23 protein-coding genes are annotated in these 20,309 nt (G+C 58.8%); all 23 read right to left on the reverse strand.

Annotated features, from left to right (window positions below; genetic code table 11):
• Positions 1 to 16: 16 nt before the first annotated feature.
• The 23 genes from ACZ6ZO_RS01900 to ACZ6ZO_RS02010 all read right to left on the reverse strand — a co-directional run bounded on the left by ACZ6ZO_RS01900 (position 17) and on the right by ACZ6ZO_RS02010 (position 20,298).
• Entirely contained in the window at positions 17 to 274 is a 258-nt protein-coding gene (locus ACZ6ZO_RS01900) for a hypothetical protein (protein WP_465290097.1), read from the reverse strand.
• Positions 274 to 1,740: a GH25 family lysozyme gene (locus ACZ6ZO_RS01905; protein WP_465290099.1), complete on the reverse strand. Its 1,467-nt coding sequence runs from the start codon at positions 1,738 to 1,740 to the stop codon at positions 274 to 276. Before ACZ6ZO_RS01905 ends, ACZ6ZO_RS01900 begins: the two co-directional genes overlap by 1 nt.
• Positions 1,741 to 1,810: 70 nt before the next feature.
• The gene (locus ACZ6ZO_RS01910) at positions 1,811 to 2,398 is read right to left on the reverse strand and encodes a carbohydrate-binding protein (protein ID WP_465290101.1); all 588 of its coding nucleotides are present in this window, start codon (positions 2,396 to 2,398) and stop codon (positions 1,811 to 1,813) included.
• A 24-nt stretch (positions 2,399 to 2,422) separates the two neighbouring features.
• On the reverse strand, positions 2,423 to 2,557 hold the full coding sequence (locus ACZ6ZO_RS01915; protein ID WP_465290103.1) for a carbohydrate-binding protein: 135 nt from the start codon (positions 2,555 to 2,557) through the stop codon (positions 2,423 to 2,425).
• 7 nt (positions 2,558 to 2,564) lie between these two features.
• Entirely contained in the window at positions 2,565 to 2,876 is a 312-nt protein-coding gene (locus ACZ6ZO_RS01920; RefSeq protein ID WP_465290105.1) for a carbohydrate-binding protein, read from the reverse strand.
• On the reverse strand, positions 2,876 to 4,171 hold the full coding sequence (locus ACZ6ZO_RS01925) for a collagen-like domain-containing protein (RefSeq protein ID WP_465290107.1): 1,296 nt from the start codon (positions 4,169 to 4,171) through the stop codon (positions 2,876 to 2,878). Before ACZ6ZO_RS01925 ends, ACZ6ZO_RS01920 begins: the two co-directional genes overlap by 1 nt.
• Before the next feature lie 17 nt (positions 4,172 to 4,188).
• A complete protein-coding gene (locus ACZ6ZO_RS01930; RefSeq protein ID WP_465290109.1) occupies positions 4,189 to 5,478 on the reverse strand; it encodes a hypothetical protein in 1,290 nt (429 codons plus the stop codon).
• A complete protein-coding gene (locus tag ACZ6ZO_RS01935; RefSeq protein WP_465290111.1) occupies positions 5,475 to 6,323 on the reverse strand; it encodes a hypothetical protein in 849 nt (282 codons plus the stop codon). Before ACZ6ZO_RS01935 ends, ACZ6ZO_RS01930 begins: the two co-directional genes overlap by 4 nt.
• 3 nt (positions 6,324 to 6,326) lie before the next feature.
• Positions 6,327 to 7,109 carry a hypothetical protein gene (locus ACZ6ZO_RS01940; RefSeq protein ID WP_465290113.1) on the reverse strand — a complete coding sequence of 261 codons (783 nt, stop codon included), beginning with the start codon at positions 7,107 to 7,109 and terminating at the stop codon, positions 6,327 to 6,329.
• A 24-nt stretch (positions 7,110 to 7,133) separates the two neighbouring features.
• Positions 7,134 to 12,542, reverse strand: a complete 5,409-nt coding sequence (locus tag ACZ6ZO_RS01945; protein ID WP_465290115.1) for a phage tail tape measure protein — start codon at positions 12,540 to 12,542, stop codon at positions 7,134 to 7,136.
• A gap of 11 nt (positions 12,543 to 12,553) precedes the next feature.
• Positions 12,554 to 12,886, reverse strand: coding sequence for a hypothetical protein (locus ACZ6ZO_RS01950; protein ID WP_465290117.1), 333 nt, complete (start codon positions 12,884 to 12,886; stop codon positions 12,554 to 12,556).
• Positions 12,887 to 12,921: 35 nt separating this feature from the next.
• The gene (locus ACZ6ZO_RS01955) at positions 12,922 to 13,212 is read right to left on the reverse strand and encodes a hypothetical protein (RefSeq protein WP_465290119.1); all 291 of its coding nucleotides are present in this window, start codon (positions 13,210 to 13,212) and stop codon (positions 12,922 to 12,924) included.
• A gap of 113 nt (positions 13,213 to 13,325) precedes the next feature.
• Positions 13,326 to 13,577: a hypothetical protein gene (locus ACZ6ZO_RS01960; protein WP_465290121.1), complete on the reverse strand. Its 252-nt coding sequence runs from the start codon at positions 13,575 to 13,577 to the stop codon at positions 13,326 to 13,328.
• Positions 13,578 to 13,666: 89 nt separating this feature from the next.
• Positions 13,667 to 14,323: a hypothetical protein gene (locus tag ACZ6ZO_RS01965; RefSeq protein WP_465290123.1), complete on the reverse strand. Its 657-nt coding sequence runs from the start codon at positions 14,321 to 14,323 to the stop codon at positions 13,667 to 13,669.
• A complete protein-coding gene (locus ACZ6ZO_RS01970; protein WP_465290125.1) occupies positions 14,320 to 14,706 on the reverse strand; it encodes a hypothetical protein in 387 nt (128 codons plus the stop codon). The genes ACZ6ZO_RS01965 and ACZ6ZO_RS01970 overlap by 4 nt, the downstream gene beginning before the upstream one ends.
• Positions 14,707 to 14,711: 5 nt before the next feature.
• Positions 14,712 to 14,978 (reverse strand): hypothetical protein, encoded by a 267-nt coding sequence (locus ACZ6ZO_RS01975; protein ID WP_465290127.1) that lies wholly within the window; start codon positions 14,976 to 14,978, stop codon positions 14,712 to 14,714.
• Complete coding sequence (locus ACZ6ZO_RS01980) at positions 14,975 to 15,301, reverse strand: hypothetical protein (RefSeq protein WP_465290129.1); 327 nt, start codon at positions 15,299 to 15,301, stop codon at positions 14,975 to 14,977. Before ACZ6ZO_RS01980 ends, ACZ6ZO_RS01975 begins: the two co-directional genes overlap by 4 nt.
• On the reverse strand, positions 15,289 to 15,735 hold the full coding sequence (locus tag ACZ6ZO_RS01985) for a Gp19/Gp15/Gp42 family protein (protein WP_465290446.1): 447 nt from the start codon (positions 15,733 to 15,735) through the stop codon (positions 15,289 to 15,291). The genes ACZ6ZO_RS01980 and ACZ6ZO_RS01985 overlap by 13 nt, the downstream gene beginning before the upstream one ends.
• Before the next feature lie 22 nt (positions 15,736 to 15,757).
• Positions 15,758 to 16,021, reverse strand: a complete 264-nt coding sequence (locus ACZ6ZO_RS01990; RefSeq protein WP_465290131.1) for a hypothetical protein — start codon at positions 16,019 to 16,021, stop codon at positions 15,758 to 15,760.
• A gap of 87 nt (positions 16,022 to 16,108) precedes the next feature.
• Complete coding sequence (locus ACZ6ZO_RS01995; RefSeq protein ID WP_465290133.1) at positions 16,109 to 17,041, reverse strand: phage major capsid protein; 933 nt, start codon at positions 17,039 to 17,041, stop codon at positions 16,109 to 16,111.
• A 33-nt stretch (positions 17,042 to 17,074) separates the two neighbouring features.
• On the reverse strand, positions 17,075 to 17,527 hold the full coding sequence (locus ACZ6ZO_RS02000) for a hypothetical protein (protein ID WP_465290135.1): 453 nt from the start codon (positions 17,525 to 17,527) through the stop codon (positions 17,075 to 17,077).
• Positions 17,528 to 17,548: 21 nt separating this feature from the next.
• Positions 17,549 to 18,898, reverse strand: coding sequence for a head maturation protease, ClpP-related (locus tag ACZ6ZO_RS02005; protein WP_465290137.1), 1,350 nt, complete (start codon positions 18,896 to 18,898; stop codon positions 17,549 to 17,551).
• The gene (locus ACZ6ZO_RS02010; protein WP_465290139.1) at positions 18,895 to 20,298 is read right to left on the reverse strand and encodes a phage portal protein family protein; all 1,404 of its coding nucleotides are present in this window, start codon (positions 20,296 to 20,298) and stop codon (positions 18,895 to 18,897) included. The genes ACZ6ZO_RS02005 and ACZ6ZO_RS02010 overlap by 4 nt, the downstream gene beginning before the upstream one ends.
• Between the last annotated feature and the right edge of the window lie 11 nt (positions 20,299 to 20,309).

Genomic DNA, 20,309 nt, shown 5'->3' on the forward strand with positions numbered 1-20,309 from the left:
GTGAGTGCGGCCCAGCTCATGGGGCGCGGTAGTGGTCTGCGAGGCCCCCCGTCGGCGCCTCAGATACGGGCGCTGGCTTGTCTGCTGCCGGGGTGGTCTTCGTGTACGCCAGGAGCATCACAATGGCGGGGATGATCTTATCCGCCTGCTGGGTGACGCTTTCTATGGTGGCTTCGTCCATGATCCCGGCGACGGCTAGGACTGCAAGGATGAATGAGACGAGGCCGTAGATGGCGCGCCTAATGATCCAGGGCTGCTTCAAATTCTCTAGCATTACTTTTTTCCTTCCAGGGTTCGGGTGAGGTAGTCGACGAGGGGTAGGCCTCGGGTGCCGGGGAACGCGCCGTTTGGTTTCCAGCCGGTGAACGCGGGCATGCCGTCCGCTTTGCGTTCTGGGCCGACCAATTGATCCAGGATTAGATCAATTTTGCGCTCGAGGGTGTCGAGGCGGTCGTGTGCGGTTTGTGCTGCGATTTTCGCGTCATGGAGGGCAGCACCTTGTTCTGGGGTCATGTCATTGTCTCCTTCATTTTGCCTGGTGGCGTAGCAGTAGCCTTTGGGTGGGATGAGGGTGGCCATTTGCTCAAAAGAGCACCAGTAGCCGTAGGGGCGGAACCCGCTGTCTGCGACCCAGAACCGGCGGCCCGCTGCGTCTTCTGCGTAGCCTGCGATGACGAGGTAGTGGTAGACGGTGCCACCGGCGTAGGCCGGGGACTCAGTCGACGGTGCCACAGCTTTCGGGTAGTTGGATGGTGGGGCGACGATGTTCGCGACGACACCAAGACCAGCGTCAATAGAGCTGGTCACGTCCCGCCACAGCCGTTCTTTCTGCTCGTGCGTTGGTGGATCGCTGGGCATCTCCACGCTCACATACCCGGCCCCTGGGATGTGTTTGTTGAGGACGGCGGGGAATTGCCCAATCCAGTCAGTGCCACCCGTGTGTGTGCCCAATTCGCGGGCGAGGTCGTGCTCCGGCGGGTAGTGGCCGGTTTCCTCACCGATGATGGTCTGGCAGGACGCGGGGCCACAAAAATAGTAGGTGTCTTGGGTGACATATTGCCGGTCGTAGTCAAGGACTTTTTCTGTCACAGCTGGGGTTTCCTTTCTGGTCTGTTTTGTGCCCCACAGTGCGGCGAGCTGATCGCGCGTGCCCCTAAACGCGTTGGCGTCCATGTTCTGGCCGGCCACGCTCGCACGGTCAGTGAACTGCCACAGGTCAGGGGTGCGCCCGCCGAGGGGTTTCCAGCCCCACTTCGGTGCCATCTCGTACAGGGCCTTGGGGGTGTTGGTGCGGGCGTAGGGGTAGTTCGCGACCCACACCCACCCCCACCCTGTAAGGTCGGGGGCACCGAGCGCCCGGTAATCGCTGGGGCTGATGTACAGGCCCACCGTGGGGACACGCCCGGCGACGTGGTCACGGAATGCGATCACGTCATCCCAGGTGGGCATAGTGCCCGTGCTGGGGTTTTTCTCCACATCCACCGCGCACGGGACGGTCAGGTCAGCGGTGCGCAAATAGTGCTCCGCCTGCGCCACCGGGTCGCCAAGCTCCAGGAAGTGATACTGCGCCACGAGCGCCCCCGCGTCACGCAGCGCTTGGGTTTGCTGGCCCATATACGGGTTCACATAGGTGGTGCCTTGGGTGGCTTTCACCACCCCAAACGCGATGCCCTCACCAGCCAAGGCACTCGCGCCCAAGTTGCCCTGCCAGCTGGACACGTCAATACCGAAGATTGTCAAATCGTTGCCCTCCTTTGGGCATGAAAAATACCCCCACCTATGGTGCGGTGAGGGCATAGTTGGTGAGGGTTTACTCGGCCTTGTAGAGGCTGTGGGCTTGGTCTGGTGGCCAATGCTCCGCACTGGTGTGATCCTGCAACACCTGGTAGGTGGCGCCCTCGAAGGTCACGGTGTCGCCTTTCTTGAGTTCTAGGCCTGCCTGCCAGTGTGTGGTGACTGGCCCCTCGAATGGCTCATCCTCACCCATGTCGTCCGGCTCCGGTTCTGGCTTGGGGGTGATGTCCTCCCAGATACGGGAGTCCACACCCATAGCCCCTGGCTCCCAGTGGTTCAGGCCGGGGTGATTCGACACCCACACGCGCTTTTTGTGGGTGACAATATCACCCTGCCGGTACATGGCACTGTGGTCAGTGTGGGGGTTGGCCCACGCGGGAATGTCCGAGGTGTCCTCCGGCAGCTTTTCGGGGTCAGTCAAAGCGTCAGGCTTGGGGAGCTTACCCGCGTCCTGGAGTTCTGCTACCACCTGCGCTTGTGCTTGATCGACGAGTGGTTGAGCTTGCCGCCTGGCGTGCTCGACGGTTCCACACCAGCCGAAAAACTCTCCCCATTCTGCCGGGGTGAGGGCCTGCACTTGCTGTTTTAGTGTCTCAACACTCATAAAAATACTCCTATTTTAATCTGTTTATATCTGCTTCCACTCAGACACCAGGAACCCTCCCGGCTCCGTGATCTGCGACGCAACATGTTCACGCTCGCACCGCCAGCGCTGACCCTTGTGGGCCACCACGTCGCCGACACGGTAGGTCTTACCCGACACCCACGGCTCACCACCCCCACCCGGCTCCGGGGCTGGGGCTGGTACTACCGGGGGGGGAGACCTCCCGCCAAAACAAATACGCATTAACCGCGCCAGGGGAAGAGTCTCTGACAAAACCGGGAATTCGTCTCATAAGCTCGTAATTCTTGCCCTGGTAGGTCACAATATCCCCCACCCGATAAGAGCCAGACTCCGACCACTCAGGATACTTCGGAGCCGGAGGCCAAATCTTCGTCGCACCGTAATACACCGCAGTCACCGGGGTCGAACCATAAAAAATCTTGCTCGGGGACACACCCCCAACCTTCAACTCCGCCATCAGCCAGTCACCACATAAATCGTCGACCGGTCAGGGGAATACGGCAGGGACGACACCACCTGAATCTTCGGGGCCGAATTCACCTGAGACTGCAACTCCCGCAGCTCCGACTTCGGTGCCTTATCCATCAGAGCCTCCACTAAACCCACAAAATCACGCAGCTCATGCGAATGGGACTTATCAGCCTTCTCACCCAGCGCCGTCTCAAGCCCCGGCACATCCGAAATGCCCTTGATCTCAGCAAGTGACCCATCTTTTCCAGCAGGGCCGGGAGGGCCAGCAGGGCCACGGGCACCGTCCTTGCCAGGCTCACCCTGAGGCCCTCGCAAAGACTCACCCACCGGCTCACCATCCACAGTCAACCGGTCACCCTGCAAAGACACCACAGGGGTGCGCCCATCCTTTCCAGGCGCTCCTTCCTTACCCCGCTCACCCGCCGGGCCGGGAGGTCCCTGCACACCGTCCTTACCCGGCTCACCCTGCTTACCCGCCGGGCCTGGGTCACCCTTATCACCCTTCAGCTGCGCTTTCTGCTCCGGCGACAACGCCTCAAAAGTGACCTTACCGTCCTTGCCAGGATCGCCCTGAGGCCCACGCAAAGACCCAGACTGCTTACCCCCGACCGTGAGCCGGTCACCATCCCACCACACCGTGTCAGGCAAGGACTTAAACTCAGCCACCGCCCGCGTGGCGGTATCAGCATGACCAGAAGCCACATCACGAGCAGCCTCCGCCATCTTCTGGGCCTCCTGAGCAGCAGAAGCGCGACCAGAAGCCTCATCACGTGCTTTCTCGGCAGCCCGCTGGGCCTCACCCGCCGAACCCGCGTGACCCTTGGCCTCATCCCGCGCCGACTCAGCAGCTTTCTGCGCCACACCAGCACCATCACGCGCAGACTCAGCCAGCCCCTGCGCCTTCACAGCGTCACGACCAGCAGCCGAAGCCTCCTCAACAGCCTTCAACGCCTCCGAAGCCAACTCAGCGATCCTATCCCGATCATCCGGGGTGAAATCCTCAGCCAACCCCACAGCCTCAGCCACCGTTTTCGTGTCCTCAGCCACCAAAAGCGGGATCGACTCACGCGCCAAAAAATCATGCCCCACCAAAACCAACACCGCCGGGCCAGGCACAACCGACACACGAAAATCACCCCCCTCACCCACCGGCACACGCACCGGCTCCGACAACACAAGCCTCCCACCCACAGGGCGAGACACCGGCGCACGCAACCACACCTCACGCACCGACGACGGCGAATCCGTCACCGTCCGCAAAGAACCCAACAACTCAGGCACAACAAACCCCTTTTTTCCTAAGACGGCAAAATCAAAATAAACCCGCCCGAAAACCTCTCAAACGCACCGACACTAAACGAAAAACTACGCTGAGGCCCCACCTGGCCCGATAGGTGCACCGAAAACGATGCCAGCGCCGACACCCGAATCGACGCCACAAACACACCCGACCAGCCAGGCTTAGCCGTGACCATCAAATCATTACCCGACTTCTCGTAACTTAAATATTCGTTACCGCCGTAATCACCAGACACGGCCAAAACCGCCGGTACCCGCCGCTGCAGCGTCTCCGTCGCCCCGGTCAGTGTCAGCTGCTGCGACTGAATCCGGGACAATGCCTCCGACTGCACCGACGTAATACGCCGATTCTGCTCATTCACCTGCTCCTGAGCCGCATTGATCTGCACCTGCTGCTCCTGAAAATCCGCATTCAGCTTATTCAGCTCACCCTGAGCACCCCACAAACGCTCCTGCAGCGACTGAGAATACTCCCGAAAATCAGCACTAGACACCAGCTGAGAAATATCCCCAGCCAACTCCTTCGCCGACGACGCGACCTTCTCCTGCGCCAACAACGCAGCCCGCATAGCATCATCAGACCAGCCCTTCAGACGACCCAGCAGCGTCGACCGGTCACGAACAGCCGCCTCCAAATCACCCGTAGGCGACCCAGTAAGCCCCGCACGGGTCTCACGAGAATGCGCCTCCACCGACTGAATACGCTCCGCAGCCTCCCGACGCTCCGACGCAATCACAGCCCAAATCTGATCATTCGACGACCGCAGTTTCTCAGCGTCAGCAATCGGCTGGCCACCAAAATGCACCAGCCACGAATCCGCGCTACCACGCTCACGCACCACGTTAATCGCAGTCACAGGCCCCGTGATCCGCTTACCCCAAATCACCACATCCACCAGGTCATCTTCCTGAAAATCCACACCAGGAACATAAGGGCCAAGCCCAGCAGCGGTGATGTCTTTTTCAAAAAACACATCCCCGTCGACGCGTTTTTCCGCAGCGTCCAGCACCTGCTCAGTGTTCGACGACCCAAGCTCATAATCAAGGTCACCGTTGGTTTTCACTGCCATGGTTTGTGAGGAATCAGCCCGCACACCAAGCAGATCAAACCGGCCCACCCCCATGCCCTCGGGGCGGTACAGAAACCCCTCGGCCATGCGTTTATCAATCTCGTTTTCCAGCTCGACCTCGTTGGGGAGGTTCACATCCCACCGGCCCCACACGAACCCAGCGACCCTCCTACCGACGGTCATCTGACCACCATCAGCCCGCAAAACAATGTCGGTCATTGCTGCACCACCTCCACAACTATCGTCGGCCGGCTAAGTCTCAACCCCTGCGGCATCCGGTCACCCGGCAGCCACATGAACGCCACCACCACACACCCACACATCGCAGCCGGGGCATTCACCTCATCCCAGATCGACTGGTCGGTCGGCCGGATCAGCACATGCGGGGACGGTTTACCGCTCGACCTGGTGGACACCTGCACCGGATGATCCACCACGCTAAACGCTTTAAACGTCGCAGCTAGCGAGTCCCTGATCAGGTCGCGGATCGTGGACTCGGCAGGCCCCTCCACCGTGAACCCGTCCGCCACCGCAGCCATCTTCACCTTCGCCAAGTAGCGGGGCTTGGAAAACTGCGATCCGAAATCACCCACCGCGCGAGTGAACCGTGTCTCCACCTGGCCGGGGATCGACCAGCACGGCAGAAACATCAACGTTGTGAGCATGTCAGTGGCATGAACAGTGAGTTTATCCGGGGCCATCTCACCACCGGAGGCCACCACGTGGGTCACCCGGTACACACGACGACGCAAGCCGGGGCGCTCCACCGCGATAAAACGAGCCGGGCCATTAGCAGGAACCAATCGCCCCTCATCATCCACAGCCCCCAACCCCTCGGCCACCAGCTCATCCATGATCTGGTGCACCACACCCCCGCTAGCGACGAGGAATGTGGCCTCGAAGGACTCGGGGTTCATGCGGGTGGCCGGGGCGTTAATTTTCTCCACCGGGGGGCAGTCACAGATCGGTTGGCCGTTCTCGTCCAGCAGGCCGATCCACTCCCCTGTGTCGCGGGCCACCTGCTCACGGTGCTTGCGGTGTGATGCCCAATCAAACTCGGCCACTAGTTACCTCCAAGGGTCGAATACTCCGACGCGCCACACAAGGGCTGCGCCTTTAGGGATAGTGAAGGTGCGGGACTCGTCAACCGGCACCCCCTCCGGTAACACCTGGCCTCGTATCTTTAGCCAGAGCTCACGGTCAAGGGTGCCCTTCTCGTCACGCACCGCGAGCATCTCAGTAGAGTGCAAATCGAGCACACGAGTCTGTTTAGCGGGTGGGAGGGTGAACGACGCGCCGGAAGGGAGTTTCACTACCCCACCGGCCCCCTTCCACCTGATTTTTGGGTGTACTGGAACATCGCCGAAATTCGTCACTGTGACAGTGGGTGTGGTGACCTCCACAACAGGCGACCACCACACCCCACCATCACCAACCAACTCCACCGACACCCCAAACCACCCATCATCCAACGGATCACGAGCAGGAGCACCAATAGGAGCCGACAAACGAACCCCACACGACCACATCCCAAACCCAGGAGAATGCACCACCAACGACGACTCCACACGCGCCGACAACCCAGCCCGCAACCGCGCCAACGCCACAGCATCACGCACATGCAAAGACAGCGACCCCACAAGCGGCTCCACCACCAGACCGGAAAACACCTGACCAATGACACCAACCCCAGAAAAAGCCTGAGACTGGACCGTGCTCACCAAACCCTGCACACCACCATCAGCCAACCACACATCCGAATCCGGATCGGTCAACTCAAAAACATCACCCGTCGGGGACAGCAGACGAACCTCCCACACGCGGGGCAAAGCCCGCCCACTCTCCAACACATCAGCCTCCTAACCACACGCCACTTATCGGCGCGCACCAACATAATCCTGCGCAGAATTAGACTTATCCGTCACATTGAACTCCACAGAATCCACACGATCCTGCAGCTCACGAATAAGCTGCAACGTCGCAGCCTGCGACGAATCAGACGAATCAATAGTGATATTCACCGTCTGCTTCGACCCACCAAGCAGATCATTAGCCCGCTTCGCCTCAGCCACCAGCGAATCACGACGCTCAGCAGCAGTCCGCGCAGCCTCAACGAGCACCTGACGCTGACGCGAACCCTCCTCAGACGCGGCCAACGCCTTATTAACCTCAGCCACATCCAACTCGGAAGCCAGCGCTTGTTTCTTGATCGCGTACTTCGCATCCAGCGCGGCCCGCTCAGCAGCAAGACGCGCATTCTCCATCGAATGACGCAGCTGTGCCTCGCGCTCACGCTCAGCAGCTCGACGCGCATCAGCCTCAGCAAACGCCTTCTGGTAATCCATCATCGAGCCCATAGTGGCACCGGTGAAAGCACCGCCCAGCTGCGCACCAGCATTAGCCCACTCAGCATTACCGGTCGCCAGCGTGCCACCAATACCGACAGCGCCACCAAGGACACCGCCAGCGACACCCAGGCCCATACCGAGCTTCGCGCCAGGGGTCGCATTAGACCACGCCTGCTTGAAATCATCCTTATTAGCGCGGACTTGACCAATCCCACCAACGAGGGACTGGATACCACCAAGCGCACCGGCGCCAGCGGTTACGGCACCGAGAATATTCCCGGTAGCGAGCGCAGCACCACCAGCAGCCAAACCGCCAATGATCTTCGCCAAGCCACCAAAAATACCGCCGATGCCGTTAACGAACCCCTGCGCGCCCTGAGCCTGCCCCGAGGTCATACCATACAGGCGTTGGGTCTGATCCTGCAGCTTCAACACCTGCAATTGAAGCAGCTCAGCAGCCTGGGCCTGCGCCAACGTCGCCTCAGCAACCTTCAACCGGGCAGCATTCGCAGCATACTCAGCATCCAGGTTATCCAGGTTCGCCTGCGCCCGAACAGCCTGCAAAGACCACTCAGCGGCCTCCACCTCAGCAGCGTTAGCGACAAACGTCGCCCCCAAAGCCTCCATCGACTGCGCACCAGTGATCCGGAACCGGTTCACCGCACGGGACAAACCGTCCACGCCAGACCGGGACAACACCAGGTGCCCCTTACGGGCCTTCGCCAGCTCATCCTCAGCCTTAGCAACCGCAAGCAGACCTTTAAGACGAACCTTCGCCACATCCCACTCAGCGACCCGCAAATCATTAGTCGCCTTGATGCCCTCAATCCGGAGCATCACCTGCTGTTGGTGCAGCTTGCTGATTTCCTCGCGGGTATTCTCGGCAGCCTCAGCGAACTGGGCAACCTGCCCCAAAAAACCAGCCACCTGCTGGAATGCTTGCGAAAGCCCCTCAAAGACTTTCTGGGCAATCTCACCAGCAGCCTGGATACGGGCAGCAGCAACAGTACGCTCGGCGGCTTCAATCCGCTTCGCAGCCGTGTCACCATGCTCGCGGGCCTTCGCTAACGCAGCCTCGGCCTGCTTGATCTGCTCCGGGTCACCCGCTTCGCGGGCCTTCGCCAAATCAGCCTCGGCCTTGCCGATGGCCTCCAGATCAGCTGCGACCTGGGCACGAACCTCAGCAAGCCCCTTCTCAGCATCGGCCACCAGTTTAGTGCGTCCCAGGAACCCGCCACCGAGGTTGATCGCGGAATCCTTAAGCGTGGTCGCTGCGACCTGCTCCCACGGCTTCACCAGCTTACCTAGAGCGTCACCGATCTTGTTCAGACCGGCCAGCTCAGGGGCTGCAAGCACACGTTCAGGCTTGCCCGATAGGTTCACGGCGATACCACCGTGAGGTAGCCATCCGCCGTTATCGTACAGGCCTAGGGAGCGCTTGGAGGCCTCCCACAGGGACTGGGCAGCACCGAACTGTGGGTCAGTTCTGGTCACGCCACTAGAGTCGCGGTAGGTGACACCGTCGACACTGGTGGACTTGATCGCCTCAGGCTTGACCACGCTCGCACCAGCCAGTGGCAGGTGCTTGTGGCCAGTGTACTGGGAGTGACTAGCAGGTGCTGCGCCACCACCGATCTGACCATTACCACGGCCTCCGCCCATCTCAACGTTGATGGTTTTTCCGTTACCGAAATCGATCGTGCCGGACGTGTGCCCACCCCACGGGCCACCATTAAACCAACCAACAGCAAAACGAGGGCCACTACCTAGACCAGGCTTGAACCCGATCGCGGACAGCTTCTGCTCAGCGTCCATCGTCGCCATATAACGACCATTCGTCGCCGGTTTCCCCACCGCAAACAGTGCGCCCTGCCCCTGCGTAGACGAGCAGTCACCCCAGTTAGAGCCACCATATGCGTACGTGGCCCCCTCAAGTGAACGGGAGGCCTGCTGGCCATTAACCCGCTCACCCTTAAAGAACCGAAGCAGCTCATCAGCCGTCACCAGGCCACCATCGGCGTAGCGAGGCAAACCAAGATCACCCTGCTTTCCGTTGAGTCGGCCACCGTTAATAGCAGCCAACAGCGGCAGGTGCTTAGCGGTGGCCTCACGGTTCACAATGAACTCACCAGGCTCCACCCTAGCGATAGGGACACCACCAGAATTAACCCCAATAATCGGGTCACGCACCGAACGAGGAACACCAGGAATATCAGGCAACACACCACCAGACGCATAGCCAGGCAGCACACCACCAACACTCAGACCAGGAACAAACCGCTCCACAGGGTCAGGCAACACCCAACGAATCGCATCACCCACACGCCCAGCCATCGACTTAATACCGTCAATCAAGCCTGTGATGATCCGCTTACCGGAATCAACCAACCACCGGCCAGCATCAGCAAAAATACCCTTAATCTTGCCAGGCAACTCCTGCACAATACCAATGGCGCGGTCCTTCATATCCGCAAAGTTTTTCTTCGTGGCCTCAACCATGTTGGTGACCTTCTCACCAACACCCACGCGCATGGCCTCGAACCGCTCAACGACACCCTGCCCCCACTCAACGAGCCGGGTTTTGATGTTCTCGAACGCCTCACCGAAAATACCCTTGATGCGCTCCCACGCGTCACCGATAATCTTCGGGATTTCACCCCAATTACCGGTGAAAATCGCCTTGATCAGCGCAAGGTTAGTCTCCACATGGACTTTAAGCAGCTCGAAGCGATCCATCCACTCCGTGAGCTTGTTCTTCACCGTCTCGACAGCACCTGTGAAAAAGCCAGTGAAGCCTTCCCACCCGGCTTTCATCGCGTCCACGAATCCGGCCCACAGTTTCTTACCGGTCTCGGTCTTGGTGAAAAACGCCCACAGGGCCACACCAACAGCAGTGATACCGGCGATAACAAGACCAACAGGCCCCAAGCCAATCACCCACGCAGCTGCCATTTTCGCAGCACCAGCAAGCGCTTTAGCCCCGGCCTTCATCCACGACAGGCCAAGCGTAGCGGTAGCTTTCACCGACGCCAGAGAGCCTTTCACCGCGTCACGGCGGGCGATCAGCCACGCCTTGCCGTGCATCGCAGCACCAGCCAAAGACTTGACCCCGGCCTGAGTCCACTTCACACCAAGCCCAACAATCAGTGGGGAGAGCACAGCAGCGGTCACCGTACCAGCAGCGATCAGCTTGCCCTTGTTGTCCTCGGCCCACTGTGAGGTTTTCTGAAAAGCGTCCCCCACTGACTGCAAAGCCGGGATCAGAGTGCCGGTGAAAAACTCCGACACACGAGGAATAGCATCAATCAACCCATCGAGTGCCTGCTTAGAAAAATCCTGCACAGCAACCGCGACAGGCTCAATAGCTACCTTCGCAGTGTCCTTGAACCGCCCCCACTTCTGCCCCGTGGTCTCCAGCTCAGCAGCAAGCCCATTAATCGTATCCGTCGTGACACCAATATTGCCCTGCAAATCATCAACCGACAGCGCGCCAGTCTTCACAGCCTCAATGAACTTGCCCGCGCCCTTAGTGCCGAAGATTTTCCCCGACAGCTCAATGGCACGCTGGTCATCACCAACAGCAAGCAGGTTCTCAATCTCACGAGTCGTCTCAAACAACGCCTGCTGCGGATCACGCCCATCCTTAGCGAACGTGACCATCGCCTTCGACATCGCCCCAATAGTGGACTCGGCCTCCAAACCGGCCTTATCCAACTTACCGATCAGCGCCGCCGACTCACCAAGATCAAACCCAAACTGCTTCAGCTGCGGGCCACCAACAGCAGCGCCCTTAGCCAAATCATCCATAGACACACCCGTGGCCTGCGAGACACGCATAAGGTCATCCATCGCAGCAGGCATGTCCTTAGCCTCAACACCAAAAGCATTAAGCGCTTTAGACGCAGTCGTAATGTCAGCCTCAAACCCAATATTCTTCAGATTCTGAAACTGACGACCAAGCTCCTCCAACGGCTCACCGGTCACCCCAAGCCGCGTATTAAGATCCGCCAACGTGGTGCCAATCTCAGCAAGACCGCCCTCAGCAGACACCGACCCGGCCACATTCCGCAGAGAATCCTTCAGCCCCTCAAACGCCTCGCCAGACGCACCAGTACCGGAGCGAATAGTGTTATACGTCTCCTCAAACTCACGACCAACATCAATAATCGTGGACTTGACCGCAGCGAACGACGCAAACCCAGCCGCCGCACCCACCGCGACACCAGGCAAACCCTTCATCTGGGTTTTCAAAGACTCAAGCGCACTACTGCCCTTCTCCTTCAAAGCAGAAAACGCGCCACCGAACCGGCCAACACCACGCCCAGCCTCATCCGTCGCCTTATCCAGACGCTTCGTCGCAGCCAGCAAATCACCACTGACCCCAGTGGCGAACTTCTGATTCTCCGCAAGCTTCTTCTCAGCATCCGCCTGCTTCTCGGCAGCCTTAGTAGCCGCCTGCTTCGCCTTCTCCAGCGACGCCTCTTTAGACAGCACAGACGAATCCGCCGACGCGCGCACCTGAGCCAGCTTCAACTCAGCCTGCTCAAGGTCAGCAACCGACGCCGTGCCAGACTCACGCAACTTAATAAGCGCCTGCTCAGCAGCCTTAACCTTCGCATCCCCACCAGCACGCGCAGCCTCAAGAGCCTTCTCAGCAGCCTCAACGCTCTTAACCCTGGCCTCAACCTCAGCCTTAGCCTGAGCCACTTTCTTCTGCTGCGAGATAACCGTCTCGGCGGCCTTTTTCTCCAAAGCCTCCAAGCGTTTCACTTCACGCCCGGCAGCATCAACACCAGACGCGAAGCCCTTCGCCAGCGTATCACCGGCCTTCTTTGACGCGGCTTCCATCGGGCCTTGCACCTGAGACCGAATATTTTTCTGAATCCCACGCAGATCAACCGAAATCGGCAGCGATGCATACCCAACAGCAGACACGACAAAATCCCCTATTCTTCTACACCGAGTGCTTTCTTTCTTGCTCTCTCGGCAGCAATGATTTGTTGCTTCCTCGCCTCAAACTCCGCTTTCTTTTCCGCATCCTCACGGGCTGTGAGTAGTGGGTGAGTTTTCTCCGCGAACAGGTTATAGACCGTCATGGTGATCAGCTCCAGCTTCGTGAACCTATCCACCCCGTTCACATCCGCCCAAAAACGCGACGAGTCCCGATCCAACCCATCGACCAGGAGCAGCAGACGGCGCAAGGTCATGCGGGAGTCGCCACCACCGGGGCGGTAAAAATCACGGAAGTCCCAACCCCGGTCAGCGAAATCCAACTCCACAAGATCCTCGCGGGAGCGAATGAGACGAAAAAGCGCTAGTCTTCCCCCAGCCCAGTCGCCTCATTGTATGCGGGCATGATGATCTCGATGAGGTCACGCACGGTCATGCCGAGGCCGCGTAGCTTCGCCATCTGCTTATCGCCGAGCAGGTAGGTGAAAGCGGTGGTGTATTTTTCAGCTTCCCACGCAAGAGCGGCGTCGATCGGTGCGTCATCTAGGGTGGTGAGTGCAGTGACCTCAACATCTTTGCCCTTGATTGTGACGTTAAGGGTGACGCGCTCCAGCTCGGTAGCTTCGACCTGTGCGGGGGTTTTCTTGGCAGTCATGGCAGACCTTCCTTCTTGAATTGTGTGAAAAGCTTATTGGCAGACCTTGTTGGTGTGGCCCCGCGCCGGTCTGCCAAACAAAACGCGGGGCCATTAAGAAACGGTAAAGCGGGTTAAGTCTGGGTTTTCTCCACGGTGACCACCGTGGACTCACCCAACAAACTGGTGCCCTCACCGGTAAGCTCACCAGGCACACCCTTGATGGTGTAGCCCTCGGAGCCATCACCAGACACAGTCACACCCTCCACGCCCTCAAGGGCGTTCAGAGCCTCCTGCACAGCCTCAGCACCAGCACCACGATCCAGCTCACGCGTCGACTTCCCGTCGACAGCGAGGGTGAATGACACACCCTCAAGGAGCTTCACCGTGTACGTGTTCAGCCCACCAGAATGATCATCCCGCTCGAGCTCACGCTCACGCTCACGTTCCCGGTCATGATCTTCTGGCAGGCTATCTATTTTTCCGCCTTCTTCCCCTCATTCGCCTCCTCAGAGAAGCGAATCAGATCGACCTTGCGAGCAGCAGCCTTACCGGCGTTCAGCTCAAGGCGATCAAACACGTCCTTCAAACGGCCAAGCTTGAAATCAAACGTGATCTCACGTCCCTCCGGATCCTCCCCATAGCCAATGTTCTCCATCGACGCGATCGACTTATAGCGAGTCGCCATAATCTCCATCACGCCATCCTGGCGGGTCGTCACCATCGCGACGTGGCACAGTGCAGCCTTCGCGCCACCAAACAGGATCGCAGCAGACCGAGCCGACTCAATCTCCTCCGACTTATCTTCCTTGTCCGGCCACGCGATCTTATCCACCGTCGCATTGCGCTCCAGAACAGAGCACTTAGCCATCAAATCACCAGGCTTCAGGTTTGTGGTCAGGACACCGTAGCCCCAACCCTTCACCTTGGACTTCTCCACAGCCTTCGTGATCTCAATCTTCGATCCGTCAGCCAAAATACCGACGGTCTCCCAATCCTCATTGAAAGACCCATCCTGGCCGATCTTCGGATCCTCCTCAAAAGACACCAGCACCTGACCATCGATCAGCGGGTACACGTTCTCCGGGTTCCGCTCAATCGTGCCCTTCTTGCCATCCAAATCAGACATCATCCGACCTTCTTTCTATTCAAGACAACGTTATAAACCGCCGACGCGACCCAACCCCCAAGCCGGGAATCCGGGCGCACAATCAGCGACGTGGCAGGCTTAACAGCAAAAGCCCACGCACTAGGCGTAGGCTTCATCAAATGGCCGTCAATCAGCCGTAGAATTTTGTTCGCGGTGACCTTGTCACCACAGTGCACAGTGATCCTCACCGCTTCCCGCGTCCACCCACGGGACGACACAGGCACACCATCCGACACCACCACCACCTTCGGGCCATCACGCGGTGTCCACTTCGCAGGCAGCTCCTCACAAAACAACTCACCAGGGGTGAAATGCTTCACCAATCGAGCGCGGACAGCACCAGCACCATCACGATAAAGCCACACGCGCATCACCCCTCATACGGGCGCACAGTAAGCCCCGCAGCCGACGCAGCCCGCGTCAACGTCCCATGCTTCGCCTGCATAGCAAGCCCCTTAGCCTCAGCAATAGTCACCAACCCATAAGGCCTGCCGGTTTCATTCACACCAGTTTCGGTCAGCACCTCAACCCCATCAGGGATATTAGACGCAACCTCACGGGTAACCTTCTGGATCGTCTTAGAGTGATACTTACGAACAAGCTCCATGATCGCCCCATCATCAAACTTGATTTTCATGCCTCACCCCGCTCCGCAATAATCTGCATGCGCGGACGATGAGACGCAAGCACAGGGGTTCGCCCCACCGACCAATCCCACGGAATATGAATCACACGGAACGTCAAACCTCGGATCACAAGCTCATCACCTTCATCAACCACAGTCCCAGCCGGGGCCAACACCTGCACCTGGCGAGCATTACCCCCAACCACACCGTTAGATGAGTCATCAAAGCTATCAGCCCCTACCGGCGACACCACAGCAAAAAACGACTCCTCCACAGCCTCAACCGGGTAGCCATTCTCAAACACCGGGGCGACACGACGAATCACCATCTCCACGCCGACCTCACCACCCTCTCAGGCCAACGAAGCGGCGGGCGGAACCGGCCACGAGCCACACCACCAACAAGCCCCAACGCCAACAAGTGCTCATCAGTAAGCTTCACACCAGCCCACGACACCGAACCAACATCAGCCCACGTCACAGAATCAGACTGTGGGCCAGTAGTCGACGACGCAGACCGCTGACCAACACTGCCACCCACCAGGACAGCGGCTGCAACCATCTCCAACGCCACACGACGCGCAGCAGACAACAGCCACGACGAAGACTGCGCTTCGACCTCAAAATCACGCCCACGACGCGCAAACGCTTCAACAATCAGCGCCTCCGCATCCTCAAGCAACACCTCGACACGCTTTTCGCCCCCAGGCGGGACAGGGACAGCAAGCCGAGATGTCACATCATCAGACCCCAAGCCAAGCACATTCATTGGCACGGCCTCCAATCCTTAGCTAGAGGGAGTCAACAGCGGCGATAATCTCCGCCTTCTTCAGCCCCTTAACATCAATGCCCTGGGCGCGGGCATAGCCCTGCCACGCAGCCAGCGGGGCACTCATACGAGGCCGGTCAGACACAGTGGGGGTGTCCCCCACCGGCTCAGGCTCCGACACGGCAGGCGCGGGGTCAGTGGCAGGTGCGGGGGCCGGGACGACCGGAGTGTCCGGGTCAACCACCAACCCCCGCTCCAACATCACCCTGCCATCCTCATCGGACACAGACACAACCCCGGGGTGAAGGTAGGCACGAAAAAAACCGTCCACATTCCGATATGTGAACGGCTCAACAACACGCACCCTCATCTTCTATTCTTCCTTATCCCCAAGCGCACCCGTGATCTTCACAACCGCCTTCGGATTATCAACCGCGATAACACGAGTACGGAACGCATCCACACGCCAAGACTGAGTAGTACCACCGTAGCCATTATCACCGTACGGCGAGTACAGGTCAGTCACCGTCAGCGGAATCGAATCCGAGTAGAACCCAGCAGTCTGAGCCTCCATCACATAAATCTCATCCTCCTCAAGCCAGGAAGAGGTGACGATACGCAGCTGAGCGAGACCAGACGGCAGAATACCCTTAAACACCGGGTTCTCATTCGCCATATTGCCAACAAAGAACTTCTGAGTGTTCTCATGCTCCAGCGCAGCCTCAAGCGTCGACTCAGCAATAACCAGCGTGTCCGGCTTGTAGCCGAACAGCGCCTTATCGTTATCCTTCGGCTTCGCCTGGGAAATCATGCGCTTAGCAGCACGAATATCACCCAGCGGGTTAGCCTCCTTGCTATCCCACTTGTTACCCACCTTGAGGGTAGGAACCTCAGCAGCACTAAACGCAGCCAGCGACGCACGAACACTCGACCGAACCATCGTGTTCTTCAGCGCACTCACCTGCTGAGCCACCGGATCAATCCGATTAGACCGACGCTGCTCAAAAGATACAGACACACCCAGAGCGACCTTATTCCCGATCAGAGACTTCACCTTGCCGTGATCAAGATTCGAGATAGGAATCTCGGCGTACTCGGCAACAGCCTCAGCATCGTCGTTCAGGAACGGGGCGACTGCCTCAGCATAGGCGACGATACCGTCATTCGGCCCCGCGTTACGGAACAGAGCCTCCTCAAGGAACGACTTATCCAGATCCTCAAGGATACGCTCCTTGATAAACGTCGGGTCCTTCACCATCGCATCGACGGTAAGAGTCTCACCCGAAAAAGCACCAGTAACAGTCATAGTTTTTTCTCCAAAACCTTCTACAGAGCCGAACTACATCTCAGCCTTAACTGCAAGCGCAGCCGGATGGAACATGTGAACACGCACGCGACCATTCTGCTCAGAACGCTCCGCATAACCAACAGCAGGGCCCTCACCCTTCTTCGCCGCAGCCTTACCAGCCTTGCCGACATACACCAGAACGCCCGGCTTAAACTTCGGCCCCCCAGACTCCAGCTCCAAATGATCACCCTCAGCGTCGATCTCCACATCAACCACCGCCTGATGCGTCACAACCGCGACCAGATGCGGGAGACCATAAGACACATCCTGATCCTTACGCTTACCCACAGGCGCAGCAGCCTGACGCACATACCCATACGGCAGTCCCTCACCGTCAGCGTGCTTCACCTTCCCCGACCCATCCAGCATGACGAATCGGAACTTCTCGACCTTCTCAGCCACTTCCTTAGTAATCGGCCCGGTCGTAAAAACAGCATTAGTCACAGCAAATGCCTCCTAAATCCTCTAGTAGCGAACCGACGCGAACGGGTTCACCGCGCCGGAAATCTTATTGGCAGACACTTCCTCATCACGGCCATGACCAATCTCACGAACCGGAATCGTATTCTTCGGAATCGCCCCATACAGGCCCCGAGCAGCAGCAGCATCCTCACGCATCAGCCCCAGGGCCTTAGCGCGGGTCTGCGGATTAATCCGCCCATCTGCTACCCACTGATCAACCTCAGCGACCAGCGCAGCATCATCAGCCTTCGCCTTCGCCTCCCAACCACGGGCAGCAGCATCCTTCAGGGCGTTGTAGGTGTCCATATCCAAGGTCACAGTCTCAGGTGCCGCAACACCGTCCTCCGGGGCCTCAAGATCCGGGGCACTAGCCTCACCCTCATCCTCAGGCGCAGCAGCCTTCACAACAACCTTCGCGACCAGCTCAACCTCCGTGTCACCACCCGTGACCGTGACAGGGATATCAACCTCATCACCAGGTTCAACACCAGCCGGGGCCGTCACAGTCAGAACACCCGTGTCCTCGGCGACCTCAACCCCCCAGCCCTCAGGCACCTCACCGGCCGTGAAAGTGACCCCGGCAGGCACCTCACCCGTCGGGGTCACCACAACCTTGTCAGTCGGGACGACCTCAACCGGCTCATACGCCATCTCAACAGTCACATTCACAGTGACCTCCTCATTCAGCACACGCTCAAACGCGGCCACAAGCTTCTCCTCACCAAACTTAGCGAGAAGTGAATCAAACGCAGACATGTTTACTCCTTCCTGCCTGCCCAACACTGGGTCAGGCGCGGCACGCCTGCCCTCGTACTTGAACTTCGCCAACACACGCGAACGATGCGCAGCGCTCACAGGCGACTTCGCCCGCGAATCCTCCAACGCATCAACCAACCCGGCCTCCAACGCCTCCTCGGCACTAAACCAGGTCTCCGCGCGCATCCGCTCCCGCCACTCATCAGCAGTTCCACCGGCTTTCTCTGCGTAGATACCAGCCAGGGTCTCCGACATTCGCTCAAGGTTCGCCACCGTCTTCGTCAGGGTCTCGGCGTTACCGTCAGCGAACGTCCACGCGTCGTGAATCATGATCTCAGCAGTAGGACGAGCGATGAGGTGGTCAGCACCACCCACGGCAATGAACGACGCAGCCGAGGCAGCAATACCCTCAACCACCACAGTGACCCGACCATCATGCGCACGCAACGCATTCATAATCGCAAGACCGTCATACACATCCCCACCAGGGGAATTAATATGCACCAGCACATCACCCTCGGCGGCCTTTAACTGCTCCACGACACCAGCCGGAGTTGCCTCAAAGCCAATGTCGCCATAGATAAGAATCTCAGTCACGTAAACAAACCCTTTCGACGATTCTCCACCGGGGCCGGCGCCCCGTCAGCAACCGCAGGATTAAGCCCAACAGCCTCCAACGCAGAACCAAACTCCACACCACGATCAGCCAACTGCCCCGCAGTCTCCACAAGCTTCGCCAAATCCTCCGGAGACTTCTTCCCAGCCTCCGGATTACGCGCCTTCGTCTCCTCCCACGACTCCATCGCAGGAAGTGACCAACGACGACGCACATCCTCCTTAAGCGGCTTATCCTTCACCACCAAACCAGCCTGCGCCAACTGCACCAATTCAGTAGCGGTGATCTCCTTCTTCGAGGCGATGGGATCAAACGTCACACGAGGGCACAACCCTGCGTACTCGGGGAACGCTGCACGTACCAAATCCTCAACAATATGCTGCGTCGCTGTCTCAGCGATCCATTCAGCGATCGTCTGCAGCGACTGGATAAATAGATCAGACTGGGTTTCAGCAAGCGCATATGAGCCGCCCTTGCCCTCCAGGTTGAGGAAGTGCGCCAACACGACACGCGCGATCATAGAATCGTGATAGGCGATCGCCTCACGCGGTGACACGAGCTGACCCGATACACCAACAAGCGTGAGCTTCGCCCCCGCAGGGATCGCAGCACCAGCCGTCTCACCAGACCGCATAGCCTCAGCAATCGCCTGACCATGAGCCAAATCAGACTCAACATCCGCAGCCAAATCACTACCCGTATAAACCGGCACCCCCATACCATTACGGTCCAGAACCTGCGCCTCAAGACGCAAAAGCTCATCCCGCAGCATCCAATGCTTATACGCGGGCCGTAGCACACTCGTACCCACCCACGACGCATCACGCGGATCATGACAATACGCCACAATCCGATCCACCGGGATCGTCACCTCACCCAGCGACCCAACACCACGCTGCACAATCCCCTCAAGACCACCATCATCAGCCACAAGGATTTTCTGCACCGTCCCAGGGAACCGAGGCGCAAGCTTCCGAAGCCGCAACCGGCCGTCACGTTCCTCATACACCTGCTCAAAAAACATGTGCCCAAACGTCAACGCCAACAGCGCCTGCTGCAAATGCTCCGACCACGACACTCGGCCCGCCCGCGAAGCCACCGGCTTGTTCGGATCATCCCCGAGAACAGGCAGACGCAAATCCTCAGACACCACCGACACAACCTCAGGAGCAGCACCGTTCGGGTCAAGCTGCCACCCCGCGCGCTGAATCGGCAAACACACCGCCTTCAACACCGAAGCGACCTGAGAATCCTCACGGGCCATCTTCGCAAACACACGGACGGACTGCGGAAAACGCAAATCCCAATTGTCCTCATCCACAAAACCGCGACGGCCCACACGAGCACGACCAACCTCACGAAGTTTCACAACCTCAGCCACGAACACACCTC

It is taken from the genome of Corynebacterium sp. NPDC104732 (assembly GCF_055583565.1).